We start from the raw sequence: 17,868 nt of genomic DNA on the forward strand, positions 1-17,868 counted from the left end.
CTTTTATTATGGGGTTAAATGTAAATGAACCCATAGATATAAATAATTTGTATAGTAACAATTGTGAAAAATACCTTTTACTATCACAAAAAAATAATTTTTAGAATATTTTAAAAATAACTTTACAAAAACAGAAAAGTTAGTAGAATATTAATTAATAAGAATTTTCTGATAACTAGTTATTAGAAAATCTCTCAAAATTAGTTTCGTACATATAATTGGGGAGGGTACAAAAATGAAGAAAAAGATGAAAAAGTTCACGGCGGTTGTAGCGCCAGTTTTAGCGATGAGCATGGCGTTGACAGCGTGTTCTGGATCAGGTGGGGAGAAGAAAACAACTACGACGTCTAATGGTGGTGGGGAAGAGAACAAATCCGAAATTAAATACGCAGCAAAACAAGTATTAAATCGTACAGAGAATCAAGAAATTCCGACGATGGATACGTCTAAATCTACTGATACGTTAGGGTCACAAATTTTAGGGAACACGATGGAAGGATTATATCGTCTTGATAAAGATAATAAGCCAATCCCAGCTGCTGCAGAATCTAGTACGAAAAGCGAGGATGGCAAAAAATATACATTTAAATTACGTAAAGATGCAAAATGGTCAAATGGTGATCCTGTAACAGCGAAAGATTTCGTATTTGCATGGCAGCGCTTACTCGATAAAAATACAGCGTCAGAATACGCATTTATTGCTTACTATATTAAAAACGCAGAAGCAATTAATAAAGGTGAAAAACCTCTAACAGATTTGGGGGCAAAAGCAGTAGATGATTATACACTAGAGGTAGAATTGGAAAAGCCAGTACCATATTTCTTGAATTTACTAGCATTCCCGTCATACTATCCGTTAAATGAAAAATTCGTAAAAGAAAAAGGCGATAAGTACGGTTTAGAAGCAGATACAACGGTGTATAACGGGCCGTTCGTGATGTCTTCATGGAAACATGAACAAGGATGGCAGCTAAAGAAAAATGATAAGTATTGGGATAAGAAGACTGTAAAATTAGAAGAAATTAACTATAGTGTAGTGAAAGAAGTTGCGACGAAAGTAAACTTATATGATACAGGGTCAATTGATTTCACACTACTATCAGGAGAGTTTGTAGATAAATATAAATCGAACAAAGAAGAATATGGCGAGTATGCAGAATCAAGTACATTCTTCTTACGTTTAAATCAAAAGCGTAACGGACAAGATACGCCGTTAAAGAGCAAAAAGCTTCGTGAAGCAATTGCATTATCGGTTGATAAAAAAGGACTGGCAAACGTTATTTTAAATAATGGTTCAAAAGCAACAGATCAATTAGTACCAAAAGGACTTGCGACAGGACCAGACGGTAAAGATTACCAAGATACATTTAAAAATGGTCTGAAATATGATCCGAAAAAAGGTGCAGCAGCTTGGGAAGCAGCGAAAAAAGAACTTGGAAAAGATCAAGTTACAATTGAATTACTAAGCTATGATGATGGAACTGCGAAAAAGATTGCTGATTATGTTAAAGATCAAATTGAGAAGAATTTAAAAGGTGTAACAATTAATACAAAAATTCAGCCGTTCAAACAAAAATTAAAATTAGAGACTGCACAAGATTATGAAATTTCTTATGCAGGTTGGAGTCCAGATTATGCGGATCCAATGACATTTATTGATATGTTTGAATCGAAGAGCCCATATAACCAAATGAGTTATTCAAATGCAAAATACGACGAAATGGTACAAAAAGCAGGTAATGAATTAATGGGTGATGCGAAGAAGCGTTGGGAAACGTTAGGGAAAGCAGAAAAATTATTCCTTGAAGAAGATGCTGGACTAGTTCCTTTATATCAAACAGGAAGAGCATATGTAATGAAACCGAATGTAAAAGGAATTGTGAAACATAACATCAGTCCGGAATATAGCTTTAAGTGGGCGTATGTAACGGAAGAGAAATAAGAAAAAAGAGCGTTTGAAAAATATATTATTTATTTTTTTAAACGCTCTTTTACTATTCAATTAAATTTAAATAGATAGAGGAGAATAAGAGAAGTGGTACTTACATATAGTAGATGGGGGAGAATTCGTATAGTAGTAATAGATTGTAATTAATTTAAATAAATTAATTATTATGAATGTTCCTTAAAAACTTTACAAATTGTGAAAAAATAGTAGGATGATAATTAGTAACAATTTTCTGATAATTCAAATTAGAAATCTCTCAAAGTTAGTTTCGTACATATAATTGGGGAGGGTACAAGAATGAAGAAAAAGATGAAAAAGTTTACGGCGGTTGTAGCGCCAGTTTTAGCGATGAGTATGGCGTTAACAGCGTGTTCTGGATCTTCTGGTGGGGAGAAGAAAACGACAACGACATCTAATAATGGTGGAGAAGAGAAGAAATCTGATATTAAATATGCGGCAAAGCAAGTGTTAAATCGTACAGAAACGAATGAAATTCCGACGATGGATACTTCCAAAAATACAGATACACTTGGCTCACAAATTTTAGGGAATACAATGGAAGGTTTATATCGCCTTGATAAAGATAATAAGCCAATCCCAGCTGTAGCAGAATCTAGCACAAAAAGTGAGGATGGTAAAAAATATACATTCAAATTACGGAAAGATGCAAAATGGTCAAACGGTGATGCTGTAACAGCGAAAGATTTCGTATTTGCATGGCAACGTCTAGTAGATCCAAAAACAGCTGCTGAGTATGCATTTATTGCTTACTATCTGAAAAATGCAGAAGCGATTAATCAAGGGAAAGCAGAAGTTGCTACATTAGGTGTAAAAGCGGTAGATGATTATACGCTTGAAGTGGAACTAGAAAGACCGGTACCGTATTTCTTAAACTTAATGGCATTTGCGTCATACTATCCATTAAATGAAAAGTTTGTAAAAGAAAAAGGGAATAAATTTGGTTTAGAGTCTGATACAACAGTATATAACGGACCGTTCGTTCTTACTGATTGGAAACATGAGCAAGGCTGGAAATTAAAGAAAAATGAGCAGTATTGGGATAAAAAGACTGTCAAACTAGAAGAAATTAACTATAGCGTAGTAAAAGAACCAGCTACTAGAGTAAATTTATACGATACAGGAGCGATTGATTTCGCCCTTTTATCAGGAGAATTTGTTGATAAGTATAGAAATAATAAAGAAGAGTTTGGGGCATATTCGGAAACAAGTACGTTTTACTTACGTCTAAATCAAAAGCGTGGTGGGCAAGATACACCGTTAAAGAGTAAAAAATTACGTGAAGCAATTGCATTATCAATTGATAAGAAAGCTTTAACGAATGTTATTTTAAATGATGGTTCAAAACCAGTGGACTATTTAGTAGCAAAAGGTTTGGCGAGTGGACCAGACGGTAAAGATTTCGCAGAAACGTTCAAGAATGGTTTAAAACAAGATTCCAAAAAGGCAGCGGCAGCTTGGGAAGAAGCGAAAAAAGAACTTGGAAAAGATCAAGTGACAATTGAACTGTTAAATTATGATACTGGTAATGCGAAAAAAGTTGGGGAGTATGTAAAAGATCAAGTTGAAAAAAACCTAAAAGGCGTGACAGTAAATATTAAACTGCAACCATTTAAGCAAAAGTTGAAATTAGAATCAGACCAAGATTATGATTTTTCATATGGTGGCTGGAATCCAGATTATGCGGATCCAATGACGTATCTTGATATGTTTGAAACGACAAACTCTCAGAACCAGATGAGCTACTCAAATTCAAAATATGATGACATTATTACTAAAAGTAAGACAGAATGGATGGCTGATGCAAAAAAACGTTGGACAGAGTTAGGAAAGGCTGAAAAAATATTACTTGAAGATGATGTAGCGCTTGTACCTTTATATCAAAATGCTCGATCATATGTAATGAAACCAAATATAAAGGGAATTGTGAAACATAATATTAGTCCGGAATATAGCTTTAAATGGGCGTATGTAGAAGAGAAATAAACAAGAGAAGAGCATTTTCAAGTTGCGGTATTGCACTTGGAAGTGCTTTTTTATGTGCACAATTCATTGATGGATGAATATATGTATTATAGAAAATTTAAAGGAGAATTCCATGAAACGAAACACATACATCGATTTCTTAGCTTATTACGGAATAGGGAGTGCTCATCCTGGCGGTTTTACGTTAACAAAACAATTGTTAGCACAAATGCCTTTTAGACAGGGGGCGAATGTCCTTGAGATAGGTTGCGGCACAGGGAAAACAGCGGCGTATATGACAAAAGAATGTGGTTATAAAGTAACAGCAGTTGAAAAGAATGAAATTATGATTCAAAAGGCGAAAGATAGATGGTCATTTGAAGGATTAGACATTCAATTAATTGAAGGAAATGCAGAGCAATTACCTTGTTTGTATGACTCATTTGAGTTCGTACTCGGAGAATCGATACTCGCTTTTACAGAGAAAGAAAGGGTTATCTCGGAGTGTTATCGTGTATTACAGAAGGACGGAAAGCTTGTTGTGATTGAAATGATTATTGATAGACACATTGAGAAGAGTGAAGAAGAAACGATTTCCAGGTTATATGGGATGAAAGAATTATTAACTGAGATTGAGTGGGTACAATTATTTCAGAAAGCAAACTTTAAGCGGGTTACAATTGCTGGTGGTGGTACAATTGCGGAAACGATCTCTGGCTATATAGAAGAGCCGGAATGGAATGTATCATCATATATTCCAAATGAATTATATGATGCGTGGGTACAGCATGAAAGTGTAAGGCTTATGTATCAACATGTTTTAGGACACCGCATATTTATATGTGAAAAATAAAGCAAAAGAGTTGGCTAAAGGTAGTCAACTCTTTACTATGTTAAATGAAAAATAATGCAGCTAAAGTAATTCCGAAAATGAAACCAAATCCGAGTTCAACACCCCAACCGCCGTCGCCCCAGCCGCCGCAACCACCACAACCACGACCGCCACATCCACAGCTACTAAAACCACCGCCGCAACCACCACCGCAACCAAATCCGCAACTATCACATCTGCTAAGGCCGCCGCAAAGATCACAACCACCGTTTGCATATGCGTCGTAGTATCCGAATCCAGTGTCAAAAGATGAGCGCTGTTGCACTGGTTCAATCCATACAGAGCTATTTGTCACATCAATTATTTTCCCTAAATGAATGCGGCCATCACGATCTTCAATGCGAACGACTTTACCGAAATAACGTTGGCATGTATCATAACATTTTTGTCTATGCATGTTCTTTCCTCCTTCCCCATTACAGTAATACGATATGTAAAGGGGACAAGTGCGGCTTGTACGAATGCCCTATCTATCATAATTGTTATAGGAAAGGGGAAATATAGGAAGAGGATATAGCAAGGAGGAAAAGGCAATGAAATCTACAGATCAGTTTCAGACATACGAAGTACCGTGGGAAGAATTTATTGAAGCGTTGCGAGAGGAAATGAAGAAGCAAGTAGGGGCAGATATTATTGATACAGTAGTTTGTAATTTAGAAGATGGTTTTGAAGTGTATACATATGTGCAGGGGGATTTGGATTATGAATATAAGGAAGCGCTTGAAAGGAAATACGGGAGTGATGCAAAGACTCCTAATTTGTTAACGATTATGTTATTAGCTAGTATTTATAGCGCGAGTGAGGAGAATATACGCTTGCATGCGGATCATAAAGATAATCCGATTGTTGAAGTGTATGTGAAGCAATGAAACACGCTGTGAAAGGCGTGTTTTTTATTTTTATGATAAAATGTTAGAAAATTAAGAAAGAAGGTGATCGGTTGGGAATTAAACATCTTAATTTAACAGTTGCAGATGTAGTAGCTGCGAGAGAGTTTTTAGAAAAGTATTTTGGCTTAACTTGTAGCGGAACAAGGGGAAATGGCTTTGCGGTTATGCGTGATAATGATGGGTTTATATTAACGTTAATGAAAGGGAAAGACGTACATTATCCGCAAACATTTCATGTAGGGTTTCCTCAAGAAAGCGAAGAACAAGTAAATAAGATGAATCAAAGATTGAAGGAGGATGGATTTTTGGTCGAACCTCCTAAACGTGCACATGCGTATACGTTTTACGTTGAAGCACCTGGTGGATTTACAATAGAAGTGATGTGTTAAGTCAAAAATCAAACTTTTTGTTAAGTGTTTTTAAAATAAAAAGTAGGAAAAGTCTGTATTAAGTGTAGAGCTTAAACAGGCTTTTTTACTTGTATTATCGGATAGAAAACGCTAGAAGGAATAATATTCAGCGTATATAACTGTTTACATAATAAAGTTATAGTGTGTTAGTTGTCCTAAAATACAAGTCATATATATTGTTTCCTCTCATAAATTTAAACATAGGAATTTGTCTACAAAGGTGGCGAAGCCTCATCATGAAAATTCGAATTTGTGCCACATTCATGTTGTTTCTATTTATTTGGTTACATCCTTTTTGGACTTTTGCAAAAGGAGAGGAGGCAAAGGAAAGGGTCGTTTCACTTGTATATGATGATTCGGGCAGCATGAGAAATAACGATCGCTGGAAATATGCCAATTACGCTTTGCAAAGTTTAGTTGCGCTATTAGATGAAAAAGATAAATTTTCTTACGTTCCAATGAGCAAGCCAAATGATCCATTAAACATTTCGTTAACGAAGGATAAGAGACAAACGGAAATTGAGGGAATTGGAGCATGGAAAACGTATTTAAATACTCCGTTTAGCGCAGTAGAAACGGCGATGCAATCTATAAAAAAGGAAGCCGATATAGATGGAAAACGTGAATTTTGGCTTATTGTCTTAACTGACGGGGCATTTAATGATTTAGAGAAAGATAAGGTTGGTGGAAAAGAACAAATTACACAGAAGTTAGCACAGTTTAAGAAAGAAATGGATGTAAAAAAGATATCGTTACATCCAATTTTAATTACGATGGAAGAGGATTTAGGGCAACAAGAGAAGGCGCAACTCAATACGTTTAAAGAAATATGGAAGAAAGAGATAAATGGAGTTACGATGCCATCTAGTGGAGAGGATGGTATTGTAAAAAGCGTCAATCAAGTGGCAGCATTAGTTGCAAATCGCGATCCGTTTTCCTCTGTTGAATCGATTGTAAAAACGAAAGTAGTAGGGAAAAAAGTAGAGATTACAACACCATTTCCATTAAAGCGTATGACGCTTGTACGACAATCGCCTTCTTTGTCTAATTATCAGGTCACACAAATTTCTAAACCATTACAATTACAATCTTCTTTTTCCATACATGCACCAGGAGAAGCGAAATTATTCGGAAATATAGTTCATATAAGTACGGAAAATGAGGAAGTTATTAAACCAGGAACTTATACGATAGAAGTGGACCAGGATATTGAGAAAGAAGGATTACAAGTACTAGTCGAACCGGCGCTTAATTATACTGTTTCTACTTATGACAAAGAGGATCAGGATAGAAAAAATGTTGAGGAAATGTATGAAGGTGTGACAGCTGTTATTGAAGCAAAACCTACTGAGTTGTCAGTTCAGTCTTCTTACTTTCAGGCAGAAGTAGAAATAGACGGAAAGCAATATGTGATGAAGTGGGACGATAAAAGACATGTGTTTTATTACGAAACGAAGCTTACTAAAGGATTAGTACGCGGGAAAGTTCATATGAACATAAAGGGATTTTACAGACAGACGAAAGAATTTAAAATCGAAACAACGAAAAAGCCTGAATTATCACTTCAAACTGTCACGAAAGATTATGAAGAAAAAGTAACGAATTTAGAGAATAGTAAACCATTTATTATACAACCACAGTTAGATGATAAGCCGATGACAGAAGAGGCTGTAAAAAAACTATTAAAATCTACTGGTGTCACATCTAAACAATCAATCAACTATGAAATAAAACAACATGGTAATCAAATTTATATTTATCCTCGACCTCATTACTCCGACACATTCAATTTTACAGATACTGGCACCGTAGAAGCTACCATCGTAGTGCAGGATTCAAAATTACAAGAAGTAAAGAAAAACATAGCACTCCATATTCAAAATGCACCGTTTTATGAAAAGTATGCGCTTATCTTTAAGTTTGTTATTCCTATCACTTTATTACTGTTAATAGTGGGAATAATCGTTTTAGGATGGATTGTCCGTCCAAGATTTCACCGGAAAGCACTATTGTATTACGAATGGGATCAAGAGGTAGCGAAAGATTGGTTATATCAATCTGAGCCAGAGTTACTTAAAAATAAATGGTGGAAGCACTATTTTGGCATTCCATTTAGAGCAGAAAGAAAGACTGTACAATCCGTTACATTTATAGCAAAGAAAGGATCGAAATCGATATTGGTAGCGAAAGAGTCACAAGTAGTAGGAATGATTATTGATGGGATGTTTATAACAGAGGATGAGGTTGGAAGGGAACATAAGACGCTGTATCCAAATGAACTTTTAGTAATTGATAGAGGGTATGGTAAAGAGATTTACAGGTACGAGTGTGAATAGGAGATAGTGCAAAGAGGGGGATTTTAGCTTTCCCTCTTCTTTTCAAACAAGCAAGAATAGGAAGGTGGTTCACATGACGTTACAAGTTCCAACGATATTAATTGGTTTAGGTGGAATCGGTAGTACTGTGACACATCAAATATATGAAAGGTTACCTGAGGAACGCCGAAAAAAGGTAGCAATGCATGTATTTGATACAGATGTGAATACATTAAGTAAATTTGATCATATTCGAAAGTTTAAAACACAAACGAGTTCGAGTAAAACACCAAGAGAGTATATTGCGGGAGATCCAACGATTCCAGAGTGGTTTCCAATGGACCCGACTATACTTGATAAGCCACTGACAGAAGGGGCAGGGCAGTTACGTGTCATTTCCCGTTTAGCGTTACGTGCTGCGATGAAAGAAGATAAATTGACGTCCTTTTGGCAAGAAATTGAGAAGATTTTTCCGGTTACAAGTGATCAAACGGAATATGGTGTGCGTGTCATTATCGTAACATCACTAGCGGGCGGAACAGGTTCAGGGATGTTTCTGCAAATTGCATTATATTTACGTGAAATGCTTCGAAAAAAACTGCAGCATCATAACATTTTAATACGTGGTGCGTTTCTAATGCCGGATGTGTTAGTGAAGACGAGAACGGTTAGTGCGAAAGAGTTTGAAACGGTGCAAGCAAATGGTTATGCATCGTTAAAAGAATTACATGCCATTACACTCGGTTCTACTGGAGAATTATCAAAACGTGGCGGAGTGACGATTGAATTAGAATATCGACCTGATCAAGTAGATGAAGACGGAAGAACAAATCATACGATTAAACAACACCATTTACCGTACAATTATTGTTTCTTATACGATTACGAAAATTTACATGGACACCATCTGCATAATTTATCAGATTATATGGAGCAAATGGCAAATACGATTTATTTACAGTTATTTAGTCCGATGTCTGCAAATCATTTTGCGCAGGAAGATAATCAAATTCAGCAATTAGCAGAATCAAGCGGGAAAGGGCGATATTGCGGGGCAGGAACGGCAAAGATTATTTATCCATATGAGCACGTGTTAAAATATTGCGCTTTAAAATGGGCCGTGCAAGGTTTAGATGAATCGTGGCTTCATTTAGATCAATTGTTTCAAGAGAAGAAGCAAAGATATGACCAAGATGTAAAACGTGGGATGCAGCGTGAAAAGCCAGAGCGCGGGAAAAGTTATTTAGAAGACTTAGAACATCTTGCTACTCGTCCAGAACAAGCTCATATTTTCTATCGACAAATGTACAATGAAACGCGTGAAGGAGCAGAGGGTGGCAAGGTCGGTGTTGCAAAATCTAAACTGTTTTTAGAAGCTGTAGAAAGTTATGTCCAGCGTACGGTGCAAAAAGACGAGGAATTAAATCGTCTGCAGCATGAGTGTAAAATTTCGGCTGCGAAGCTGAAAATGATGGAGCAAATGAAAGGTGAAGTAGCAAGGGTGGATCATGCGGTTCGTTTATATGCGTATGCGATTCCAAGCCGTGTACATGAACATGTAACGACACTATTGTATGACATGATTGAATCGGACCGTTTTTCACCAAATGGTTCTGAGGGGCAGTCCTATCAATTAAATACATGGTTTTTAAAGAAAACAGATCCTGTTCATCCAGTATCAGCTCGTTTTATGTTGTATGAAATTCGAAAGCAGTTAGTAGAAAAAATGAATCGACTACATGAAAATAATGAACAAAAGCGTAATTTAATTCAAAACTACGATAAGAAATTTAATGTAAGTAATATTGATGGAACGGTAACAGCTGTGCGCCGAGTAGAAATCGCGCAGCAACAAGGCTGGTTTGGAAAAATGATTAATAATCAGCAACGTTTATTTAAAAAAGAATTTGAAGATATTGTAACGCAGTACGTACACAAATTAAACGAGTATCGTAAAGAAATGCTATTAGAACTCGTGTATCAATCGCTATATCAAGCAGTTAACAAAATGATTCAATACTGGGAAAGATTTTTTGATAATTTACATGAAACACGTGAAAACTTACTGTTTGAAATTCAAAAACGAAGCAAGGAATTTGAAGGGAAAACAAACCCAACGAATGTATACGTATTAGCTGAAGAGAAGCTGCAAGAAAAGATATGGCAAGATATGCAGCAACATTTAAATTTAGGTGTATTACCAAAAGATATATCTGCGGAAATTTATATGAGTCTATACGGGGAATATTGCCGAGATGCGAAAACAGAAGAGATTCAATCGAAAAAAGTAGAAGACTTTTATCGTGAGCACATATTAAGTTATTGCTACGATGAATTACAAATACGCTATCGTGATAAATTAGAGCTGAATATCGTTGAGGCGTTACGAAAAGAAGCGGATTATAAGAAGCGTGATCGTGATGAATACGTCCGTGAAAAAATTGAAGACCTCTTCCATTTAGCTAGCCCATTTGTGCCGAAAGTTTCCCATCATAGGGAATTACAATACTGGGGTATACATCCATCTTTAAAGAAAGAACTGCAAGAGGAATTAATTCAAGAAATGTTTAAGGAAAAGGATACAGTACATGAAGCCTTTTCGCCCTTTGAAGTAATCTGTTACCGAGCACATTATGGTTTATCGCTGCAAGACTTTCCTAAGCTTTCGTCGGGACATATTGCAAATGGATTTATGAATGATAAAGGTGATTATTTTCAGTCATACTATCGTCGTGTGAACAAGTTGAATAGTAAAAAATCTAGTTTAACGCCGCATTTAGATAAGTATTGGCACTTACCAGCCTTCATGCCAGACTTAAATGCAACGCAAACGAAATTAGATTACGATAAATGTAATCGCGCTCTTCTATACGCGTATATATATCGCTGGATTAGTTTAGTTGCTGTTGATGGCCAGTTCGTGTATCAATATAACGGCGTTGGACGTAGTTTCTTAATTCAGTCGATGGGGAAAAATATTTCAAGCGAAAGTTACAAATTGCACAGAGCGTTGCTTCATAATCCGTTCATTTATGAAAACATCTTATCTAGATTTGAAGAAGAACAAGAAAAGGCGATGATACAGGGTGGACATTTATATACACATCCATTTGTATTAGGTGCTCAAGATATTAGATGGCTTCGTAAAGAGCATGTCCATAATATTTTAGATATGATTTTAATGTATGACCGTGAAGCGAAATATGACCCAACGTTAGAAGAAACTTCTGATGAATTATTAAGATTATTCCTTGATGAAATTGAGTTATATTTCCAAAATTATTACGGTACAGGTGCCGATATGGTTGCAAAGAAAGAGAAAGAAATGTTTATTAAACAATTGTGGGATCGTTCGTACGCGAAAGGCTATGTAGATCCAAATAGTGCTCCTTATAAAAAGTGGCAAAATTTATTAAGTGTTCATGATGAAGAAGAAACGCCAAAAACGAATGTATAATGAATGAAAAGGGAATCCTTAAAAATGGCAATACAACTTTAGAAAAGAGGGATTCCGATGCCGTTTTTAGGAAGTGTATATCAAATATTTGGATTATATCCGGAAATTTATTATGGGATGATTTCAGCTGAGTTACAAGAAGAGGCTCAGAAGGAACAACTTAAAAATAGTAGTGCAGAAGCTGAAGTGGAAGAATAAAAAAAGTGCAGATGAAAATCTGCGCTTTTTTATTAGCTTTAAAATGATTGCATACCCTTAACTAAATTGTTATTTAAAAATAACAATTTAGTTAAGGGTATGATGACGTTGCTTAAATTCTATCTAATGAAAAAATGTATAAAAATCGATATGAAAAAGTAAGTATAAATATAAAGATAGGAAATAACAATGTTTTTGAGAAAATAATTACGTTTAAAAATACCATTTGATACATAATTAACCGTTCTTGTTTAATTAATTTTATTGTTGACAATATAATTAATTATATGATAAATTCATTCAGCGTTCTTAGTGGTGTGTTGCTGAATGGATTGTTTTAAAATTCACTACAGTTAAAAGAGATTGATTATTCTGTCTTTTGCTAAATTATTTAGTTCATGGGGAGGGGATCATGTATATTTTTATTTTCTAAACAGAACAGTAATAAAGATTGTAATAAGTAAGAGATAAATTTGAAAAAGAGGTTTCAATGAATGAGTCTTTTAATAAAGAAAACAATGGATGAAGAAAAGAAAAAAGTATTGAATCAAACTTTAGGTGCCATTGACCTAACTCTTTTAGGGATTGGAGCAATTATTGGTACAGGAATTTTCGTATTAACAGGTATTGTAGCGGCGAAACATGCTGGCCCAGCGATTGTATTATCGTTTATATTAGCGTCGATTGTATGTGCGTGCGTAGCTTTCTGTTATGCTGAATTTGCATCTACAGTTCCAGTTTCGGGAAGTGTATATTCATATACATATATGACACTAGGTGAGATTTTTGCATTTATCGTCGGTTGGTGCGTTATGTTGGAGTACTTATTAGCGACTTCTGCGGTAGCGGCAGGATGGTCAGCGTATTTTCAGTCATTGCTACTAGGATTTAATATTCACATTCCTACAATTTTTGCTTCGGCACCTGGTATGGGGAAGGGTGGAATTATTGATTTACCAGCAGTTCTTATTATTTTAGTTGTTACATTTTTATTAAGTCGTGGTGCAAAAGAAAGTGCACGAATAAATAATATAATGGTTATTATTAAGTTGGCTGTTATTGTAGGATTTATTGTTGTAGGAACACAATATGTAAAGCCAGAGAATTGGCAACCATTTCTACCGTTTGGTCTTCACGGTGTGGTAGGAGGCGCTGCTACTGTATTTTTTGCTTTTTTAGGATTTGATGCAGTTGCAACAGCCGCAGAGGAAGTGAAGCGCCCACAACGTAACGTGCCAATTGGGTTACTTGTTTCCTTATTCATTTGTACCGTTCTATATGTAGGTGTTTCATTCGTGTTAACTGGAATGGTTCCGTTTACGGAATTAAATGTTGCGGATCCGGTTGCATATGCGTTGCGCACGGTAGGAGAAGATAGAATTGCTGGATTGTTATCGGTGGGAGCAATAGCAGGGCTAACAACAGTTCTGTTAGTAGCTATGTTTGCATTTGTTCGTGTATCTTACTCGATGAGTCGAGATGGATTGTTACCAAAAAGACTTTCAAGTGTGCATAAACGTTTACAAACTCCATTTTTTAATACGTGGGTTACAGGTATACTAGCAGCTTTATTAGCGGGATTAGTGGATTTGAATTTATTAGCTAATTTAGTGAATATGGGAACGATAACAGCATTTGTGTTTGTATCTATAGCTGTCATTGTATTAAGAAAGACACATCCTAATATGAAGAGGCCATTCCGTGCGCCCCTAGTACCTTTTTTACCTATCGTTTCAATAGTAAGTTGTATATATTTAGCTTTGAACCTTTCTAAGCTTACTTTAATTAGTTTTGTGGCATGGATTATAATAGGTGTTTTCATATATTTTGTATATGCTAAAAAACATAGTAATGTTAGAAATGGAAATAGAGTATAGTCTGTTGAAATAATATTTGTAATGGAAATGAAAACACGCTACTTATTCATATAAGAACAAGTAGCGTGTTTTTGCTATTTAATAATCCCATTTTCTAAAATTTTAATAGTAGGTGCTACTTTCACATTAGCTTTTGAAAAGGCACTCGGCCAATCATCTTCAACTTGTTTCCATTCTTTATATTGAAACGCTCTCGCATAATCACCAAATCCGAATGGATCAAGTTGCTGTTTTTGAATTTTGTGGATTAAATCGTTTAAATCTTCGTTTAGTTGTTTTGTAATAAGTGAAGTTAATTTCTTTCTATCTTTGTCTATATCCATGTTGAATGTAAGTTCAGATACGGCAATTTTTAAATCCATTTTAATATTAAATTTGAAGTGATTATCGCTATAGTCTGTATGAATATCACGATTCATACTAAGAACATTTATTGTTGCGAAATCGCCACCATCTGTATCTTTTAAATCACTATTACTTTCAACTTGAGTAGAAGGGATCTTCATTGTAAGAGAAACTGGTGTATTGGCCTTCTTTTGTAATAAAAGAAGGAGGGCGCTTTCATAACGATTTAATGACATTTTATAAATTCCGCGAGAAGTTAATAGCGCGGAACCGGTAACGATAACATCTTTTATACCTTTTTTTATTTCTGAAATAGCAGGTGTTATACCTTTATTAAACGTTTGCCTATGAAATTCATGGAATGTCGTAAACACAGTTCGATTGTATAGTTTGTTCGTATTAATTAAATCTGTTAAATATTCAGGAAGAGCAGGCTTATCTTTAAAATTATTATATATAACGGAAGATATTGGACCATCTACCGCAACCATGCGCATATTTCCAGTATTTTTAGGATCACGATACCAAACATCAAGGTAAGGCATAGCTCCTTCTTGTTTTAAAAATTTCGTGCTAAATAAAATGAGCTGTAACTTTTCTGTAGATACTAAACCGCCACTTGAACTATTAAACGTTGCTTTTGCTTCTCGAGGTGTACGTACTTTCGCTTCATGAGTTTCGTACTTTTTCTCTACATCTTCATTAAAAATAGGGTTTACGTGGTACACAATTAATTTTCCTTTTGCTTTTGCGTCAAAACCGTAAATTAATGAAATCGATTGTTTTTCTAAATCGAGCCGATCTCCACAGCCTGTTAAAAAGGTTATGAGAAAGCAAAGTATAGTGAAATGAATAAAGGGTCTCATTTAAGTTTTTCTCCTTTTCCAATGCTGATAAAGTGTCATATATAAGAGAAATACGACTGGGAATAGAAAAACGATAAAATAACTTGAAGTTCCCCAAAAATCCCGTAACGCACTTATTTGATAAGAGGAAGGGATATAAAAGAATAGAACGAAAATACACCCGAATAATAAAAACCAAATAGGTAATGAGCTCCCTTTTTTGTTAAGTAATTGATTGATTCCATCTGAAGCAGTAAAAATATAAGGAATGCAAGAGTCAAAAATAATAAAGAGATAAAATGACAAAAAGATAATTTCAAACCGTTCAAGGAATGAAAAGTGAAATGGTGTAACAAGAGAAAGCGTGGGCCATAAAAACTTTGTTATACCATCCGGACTAAAATAAACAAAAGAGACGAACGTGACTTGAAGATAAACAAATAGCGTAATCAAATTCGCAAGAATAATTCCTTTTTTGGCAGATGATTTATTACTGAGATAAGGAAAAAGGACGAATGCAAACTCAAATCCGAGAAACGCAATAATAGTTGATTTTACTGTGTTGAAAACGGGTAGCCATCCCTCTTTAAGGAGAGGAAGAAGATAAATCCAATGACCATCTTTAAGTGGGATAAATAATAGCAAAGGCATCCAGAGTGTAAAGAAGACAGTAAAAACAGCATAGCGGCTAATAATAAGAACACCTTTACATGCGAGCATAAGCATTGGAATAGATAGTAACATCATGATTAAAAACATGGGGGATCTAGGTAAAATCCAAATGTGAATAACGTATAAGAGGGAAAAAATTAAGGAAACAGCTGCAAGAACAGCATATAAAATCCAAAAAATCATTACTACTCTTCCTAGCCACTTCCCAAGATAACGAGTCAGCACATCAAGTAAAGTATATCCAGGATGCTTTTCCATAATTTTTACAATACATAGACTGACTAATGTAGTAATAGCGCATCCTATAATGATAGACATCCATCCATCTGTATTCGCCCCTTGTGCAACTTCACGTGGCAGTGTAAGAACACCGAATCCTACTTGAACACCACTAATCGTTAAAATGTATTGAAATAAACTAATCTCCCTCTTTGCACGCTTTGTCACTTATCTTCCTCCGTTTCTTTTATATCGCTTTGTCGATTCTCTTGTTTTAAGTCAAGGGATAGTGGGCGTTTCTTCATTATTTTCCATGGTAAACGTACAAGAATATCTTTTAAATCCGAAGCAAATAACGGAGAAAAAGGACTACCATAAGGAACACCGAGAGATTCCATAGAAAGTATATGAATAATAATGATTGCCATCCCAACCATAATGCCAATGACACCAAATAAAGAAGCGATTATCATCATTGGGAATCGAAGAAGTCGAATTCCTGCAGACATTTCCATGTTAGGGATGATGAAAGAAGCGACTGCAGTAATAGATACGACGATAACCATAACATTACTTACTATTCCTGCTTGAACTGCAGCTTGTCCAATGACAATCCCTCCTACGACGCCAATCGTTTGTCCAACGGGACCAGGAAGCCGAACTGCAGCTTCGCGGAGCATTTCAAGTACTAATTCCATCAAAAGTGCTTCTAATATAGGAGGAAAAGGAATTTTAGCCCGAGATTCGCCAATCGTTAACAATAATTTAAGTGGAATCACTTCATAATGAAAGGAAATCATAGCAATATAAAGAGCGGGAGCAAATATGGCAATAAATAACCCAGTAAAACGAAGAAGGCGTATAAAAGATGGAATCAATGGTCTAAAACTGTAATCATCAATCGTTTGAAAAAAGGATGAAAAGGTCATAGGCCCTATTAATACGCCTGGTGAACGATCTACAACAACAGCGATTCGCCCATCCAGAATATGATGTGCTGTTGTGTCAGGGCGTTCAGTTATTGATAATTGCGGAAAGAGAGTATAGGAATTATCTTCAACAAACCCTTCTAATTCACCAGTAGTAATAATCGCATCCACTTTGATTGATTCGATGCGGCACGCCATTTCTTGTACAATGTCTTCGTTTGCAACATCTGCAAGATAAAGTAAAAAAACTTTAGAGGTTGCTCGTTCACCAACGGTAAATTCCTTCACTTTCAATTCGCGATTTGGAATATATCGACGAATAAGCGCGATACTGTCGCTTGCCACTTCATTAAATCCTTCATGTGAGCTTTTTATGGAGCTCTCTGTTATAGGTTCTTCAATGCTCCTTTTTGGTGCTGCTTGCGTATCAAGTTCTAAAGCAGATAGTTGCCCGTTTATAAATAAAATACTTTTGCCGTGTAAAAGAGATTGTTCAATGTCTGCCCACTGTTGAACTTTTTTAATATTTCCGATAGAAACAGAGGATTCCCAAAAATCTTCTTCATTCCATTCTTTAAATAAGAGAGGACGAAGAATGTTTACGTTAATAACAGTTTTGTCTACAAGTCCTTCCATATATATAAGTGCAGCTTCTTGGCCGTTTTTTAATGGGAAAGTGCGTGTTATTAATTCTGGAATCCCGCTAAACAGTTTGGACAAGTGCTTTAGGTTAAGTGGAAGAGAAGAAGAAATAGGTTTTTTTAATGTATAATCAGCTTGCTCTTGTACAGAAAAAGATTTTTCACCACGTATCCATTTATTAAAAGACCCCATTTATTCACTTTCTCCTTGTTGTGTTTTAGCTCGCTATTTGCAAGCTGATAATCG

13 protein-coding genes are annotated in these 17,868 nt (G+C 35.5%); 9 read left to right on the forward strand and 4 right to left on the reverse strand.

What is annotated here, in order from left to right; genetic code table 11:
• The first annotated feature begins 235 nt into the window (after window positions 1–235).
• The 3 genes from ACXY7N_RS10250 to ACXY7N_RS10260 all read left to right on the forward strand — a co-directional run bounded on the left by ACXY7N_RS10250 (window position 236) and on the right by ACXY7N_RS10260 (window position 4,784).
• Window positions 236–1,942, forward strand: coding sequence for a peptide ABC transporter substrate-binding protein (locus ACXY7N_RS10250; RefSeq protein WP_000728453.1), 1,707 nt, complete (start codon window positions 236–238; stop codon window positions 1,940–1,942).
• Window positions 1,943–2,245: 303 nt separating this feature from the next.
• Window positions 2,246–3,952, forward strand: a complete 1,707-nt coding sequence (locus ACXY7N_RS10255; RefSeq protein ID WP_016086841.1) for a peptide ABC transporter substrate-binding protein — start codon at window positions 2,246–2,248, stop codon at window positions 3,950–3,952.
• A gap of 112 nt (window positions 3,953–4,064) precedes the next feature.
• Window positions 4,065–4,784: a class I SAM-dependent methyltransferase gene (locus ACXY7N_RS10260; RefSeq protein WP_488592384.1), complete on the forward strand. Its 720-nt coding sequence runs from the start codon at window positions 4,065–4,067 to the stop codon at window positions 4,782–4,784.
• 40 nt (window positions 4,785–4,824) lie between these two features.
• Here ACXY7N_RS10260 and ACXY7N_RS10265 read toward each other — a convergent pair whose 3' ends face one another.
• On the reverse strand, window positions 4,825–5,220 hold the full coding sequence (locus ACXY7N_RS10265) for a hypothetical protein (protein WP_016086843.1): 396 nt from the start codon (window positions 5,218–5,220) through the stop codon (window positions 4,825–4,827).
• A 136-nt stretch (window positions 5,221–5,356) separates the two neighbouring features.
• On the opposite strand from ACXY7N_RS10265, the gene ACXY7N_RS10270 reads away from it, so the two are divergent.
• The 6 genes from ACXY7N_RS10270 to ACXY7N_RS10295 all read left to right on the forward strand — a co-directional run bounded on the left by ACXY7N_RS10270 (window position 5,357) and on the right by ACXY7N_RS10295 (window position 13,970).
• Window positions 5,357–5,692, forward strand: coding sequence for a hypothetical protein (locus ACXY7N_RS10270; protein ID WP_016086844.1), 336 nt, complete (start codon window positions 5,357–5,359; stop codon window positions 5,690–5,692).
• A gap of 71 nt (window positions 5,693–5,763) precedes the next feature.
• Window positions 5,764–6,102 (forward strand): VOC family protein, encoded by a 339-nt coding sequence (locus tag ACXY7N_RS10275; protein WP_016135125.1) that lies wholly within the window; start codon window positions 5,764–5,766, stop codon window positions 6,100–6,102.
• Window positions 6,103–6,359: 257 nt separating this feature from the next.
• Entirely contained in the window at window positions 6,360–8,459 is a 2,100-nt protein-coding gene (locus ACXY7N_RS10280; RefSeq protein WP_488592385.1) for a vWA domain-containing protein, read from the forward strand.
• A 73-nt stretch (window positions 8,460–8,532) separates the two neighbouring features.
• Window positions 8,533–11,895, forward strand: coding sequence for a tubulin-like doman-containing protein (locus ACXY7N_RS10285; protein ID WP_016086847.1), 3,363 nt, complete (start codon window positions 8,533–8,535; stop codon window positions 11,893–11,895).
• A gap of 57 nt (window positions 11,896–11,952) precedes the next feature.
• Window positions 11,953–12,093 carry a hypothetical protein gene (locus ACXY7N_RS10290; protein ID WP_016086848.1) on the forward strand — a complete coding sequence of 47 codons (141 nt, stop codon included), beginning with the start codon at window positions 11,953–11,955 and terminating at the stop codon, window positions 12,091–12,093.
• Between the two features lie 494 nt (window positions 12,094–12,587).
• Window positions 12,588–13,970 (forward strand): APC family permease, encoded by a 1,383-nt coding sequence (locus ACXY7N_RS10295; protein ID WP_016086849.1) that lies wholly within the window; start codon window positions 12,588–12,590, stop codon window positions 13,968–13,970.
• A 74-nt stretch (window positions 13,971–14,044) separates the two neighbouring features.
• On the opposite strand, the gene gerSC is transcribed toward ACXY7N_RS10295, so the two are convergent.
• The 3 genes from gerSC to gerSA are packed head-to-tail and all read right to left on the reverse strand — an operon-like array spanning window position 14,045 to window position 17,814.
• A complete protein-coding gene (gerSC, locus tag ACXY7N_RS10300) occupies window positions 14,045–15,181 on the reverse strand; it encodes a spore germination protein GerSC (protein ID WP_016086850.1) in 1,137 nt (378 codons plus the stop codon).
• Window positions 15,182–16,279: an endospore germination permease gene (locus ACXY7N_RS10305; RefSeq protein WP_016086851.1), complete on the reverse strand. Its 1,098-nt coding sequence runs from the start codon at window positions 16,277–16,279 to the stop codon at window positions 15,182–15,184.
• Window positions 16,276–17,814 (reverse strand): spore germination protein GerSA, encoded by a 1,539-nt coding sequence (gene gerSA, locus ACXY7N_RS10310; RefSeq protein ID WP_098412923.1) that lies wholly within the window; start codon window positions 17,812–17,814, stop codon window positions 16,276–16,278. Before gerSA ends, ACXY7N_RS10305 begins: the two co-directional genes overlap by 4 nt.
• Window positions 17,815–17,868: the final 54 nt, after the last annotated feature.

The organism is Bacillus sp. 5w2 (assembly GCF_054353775.1).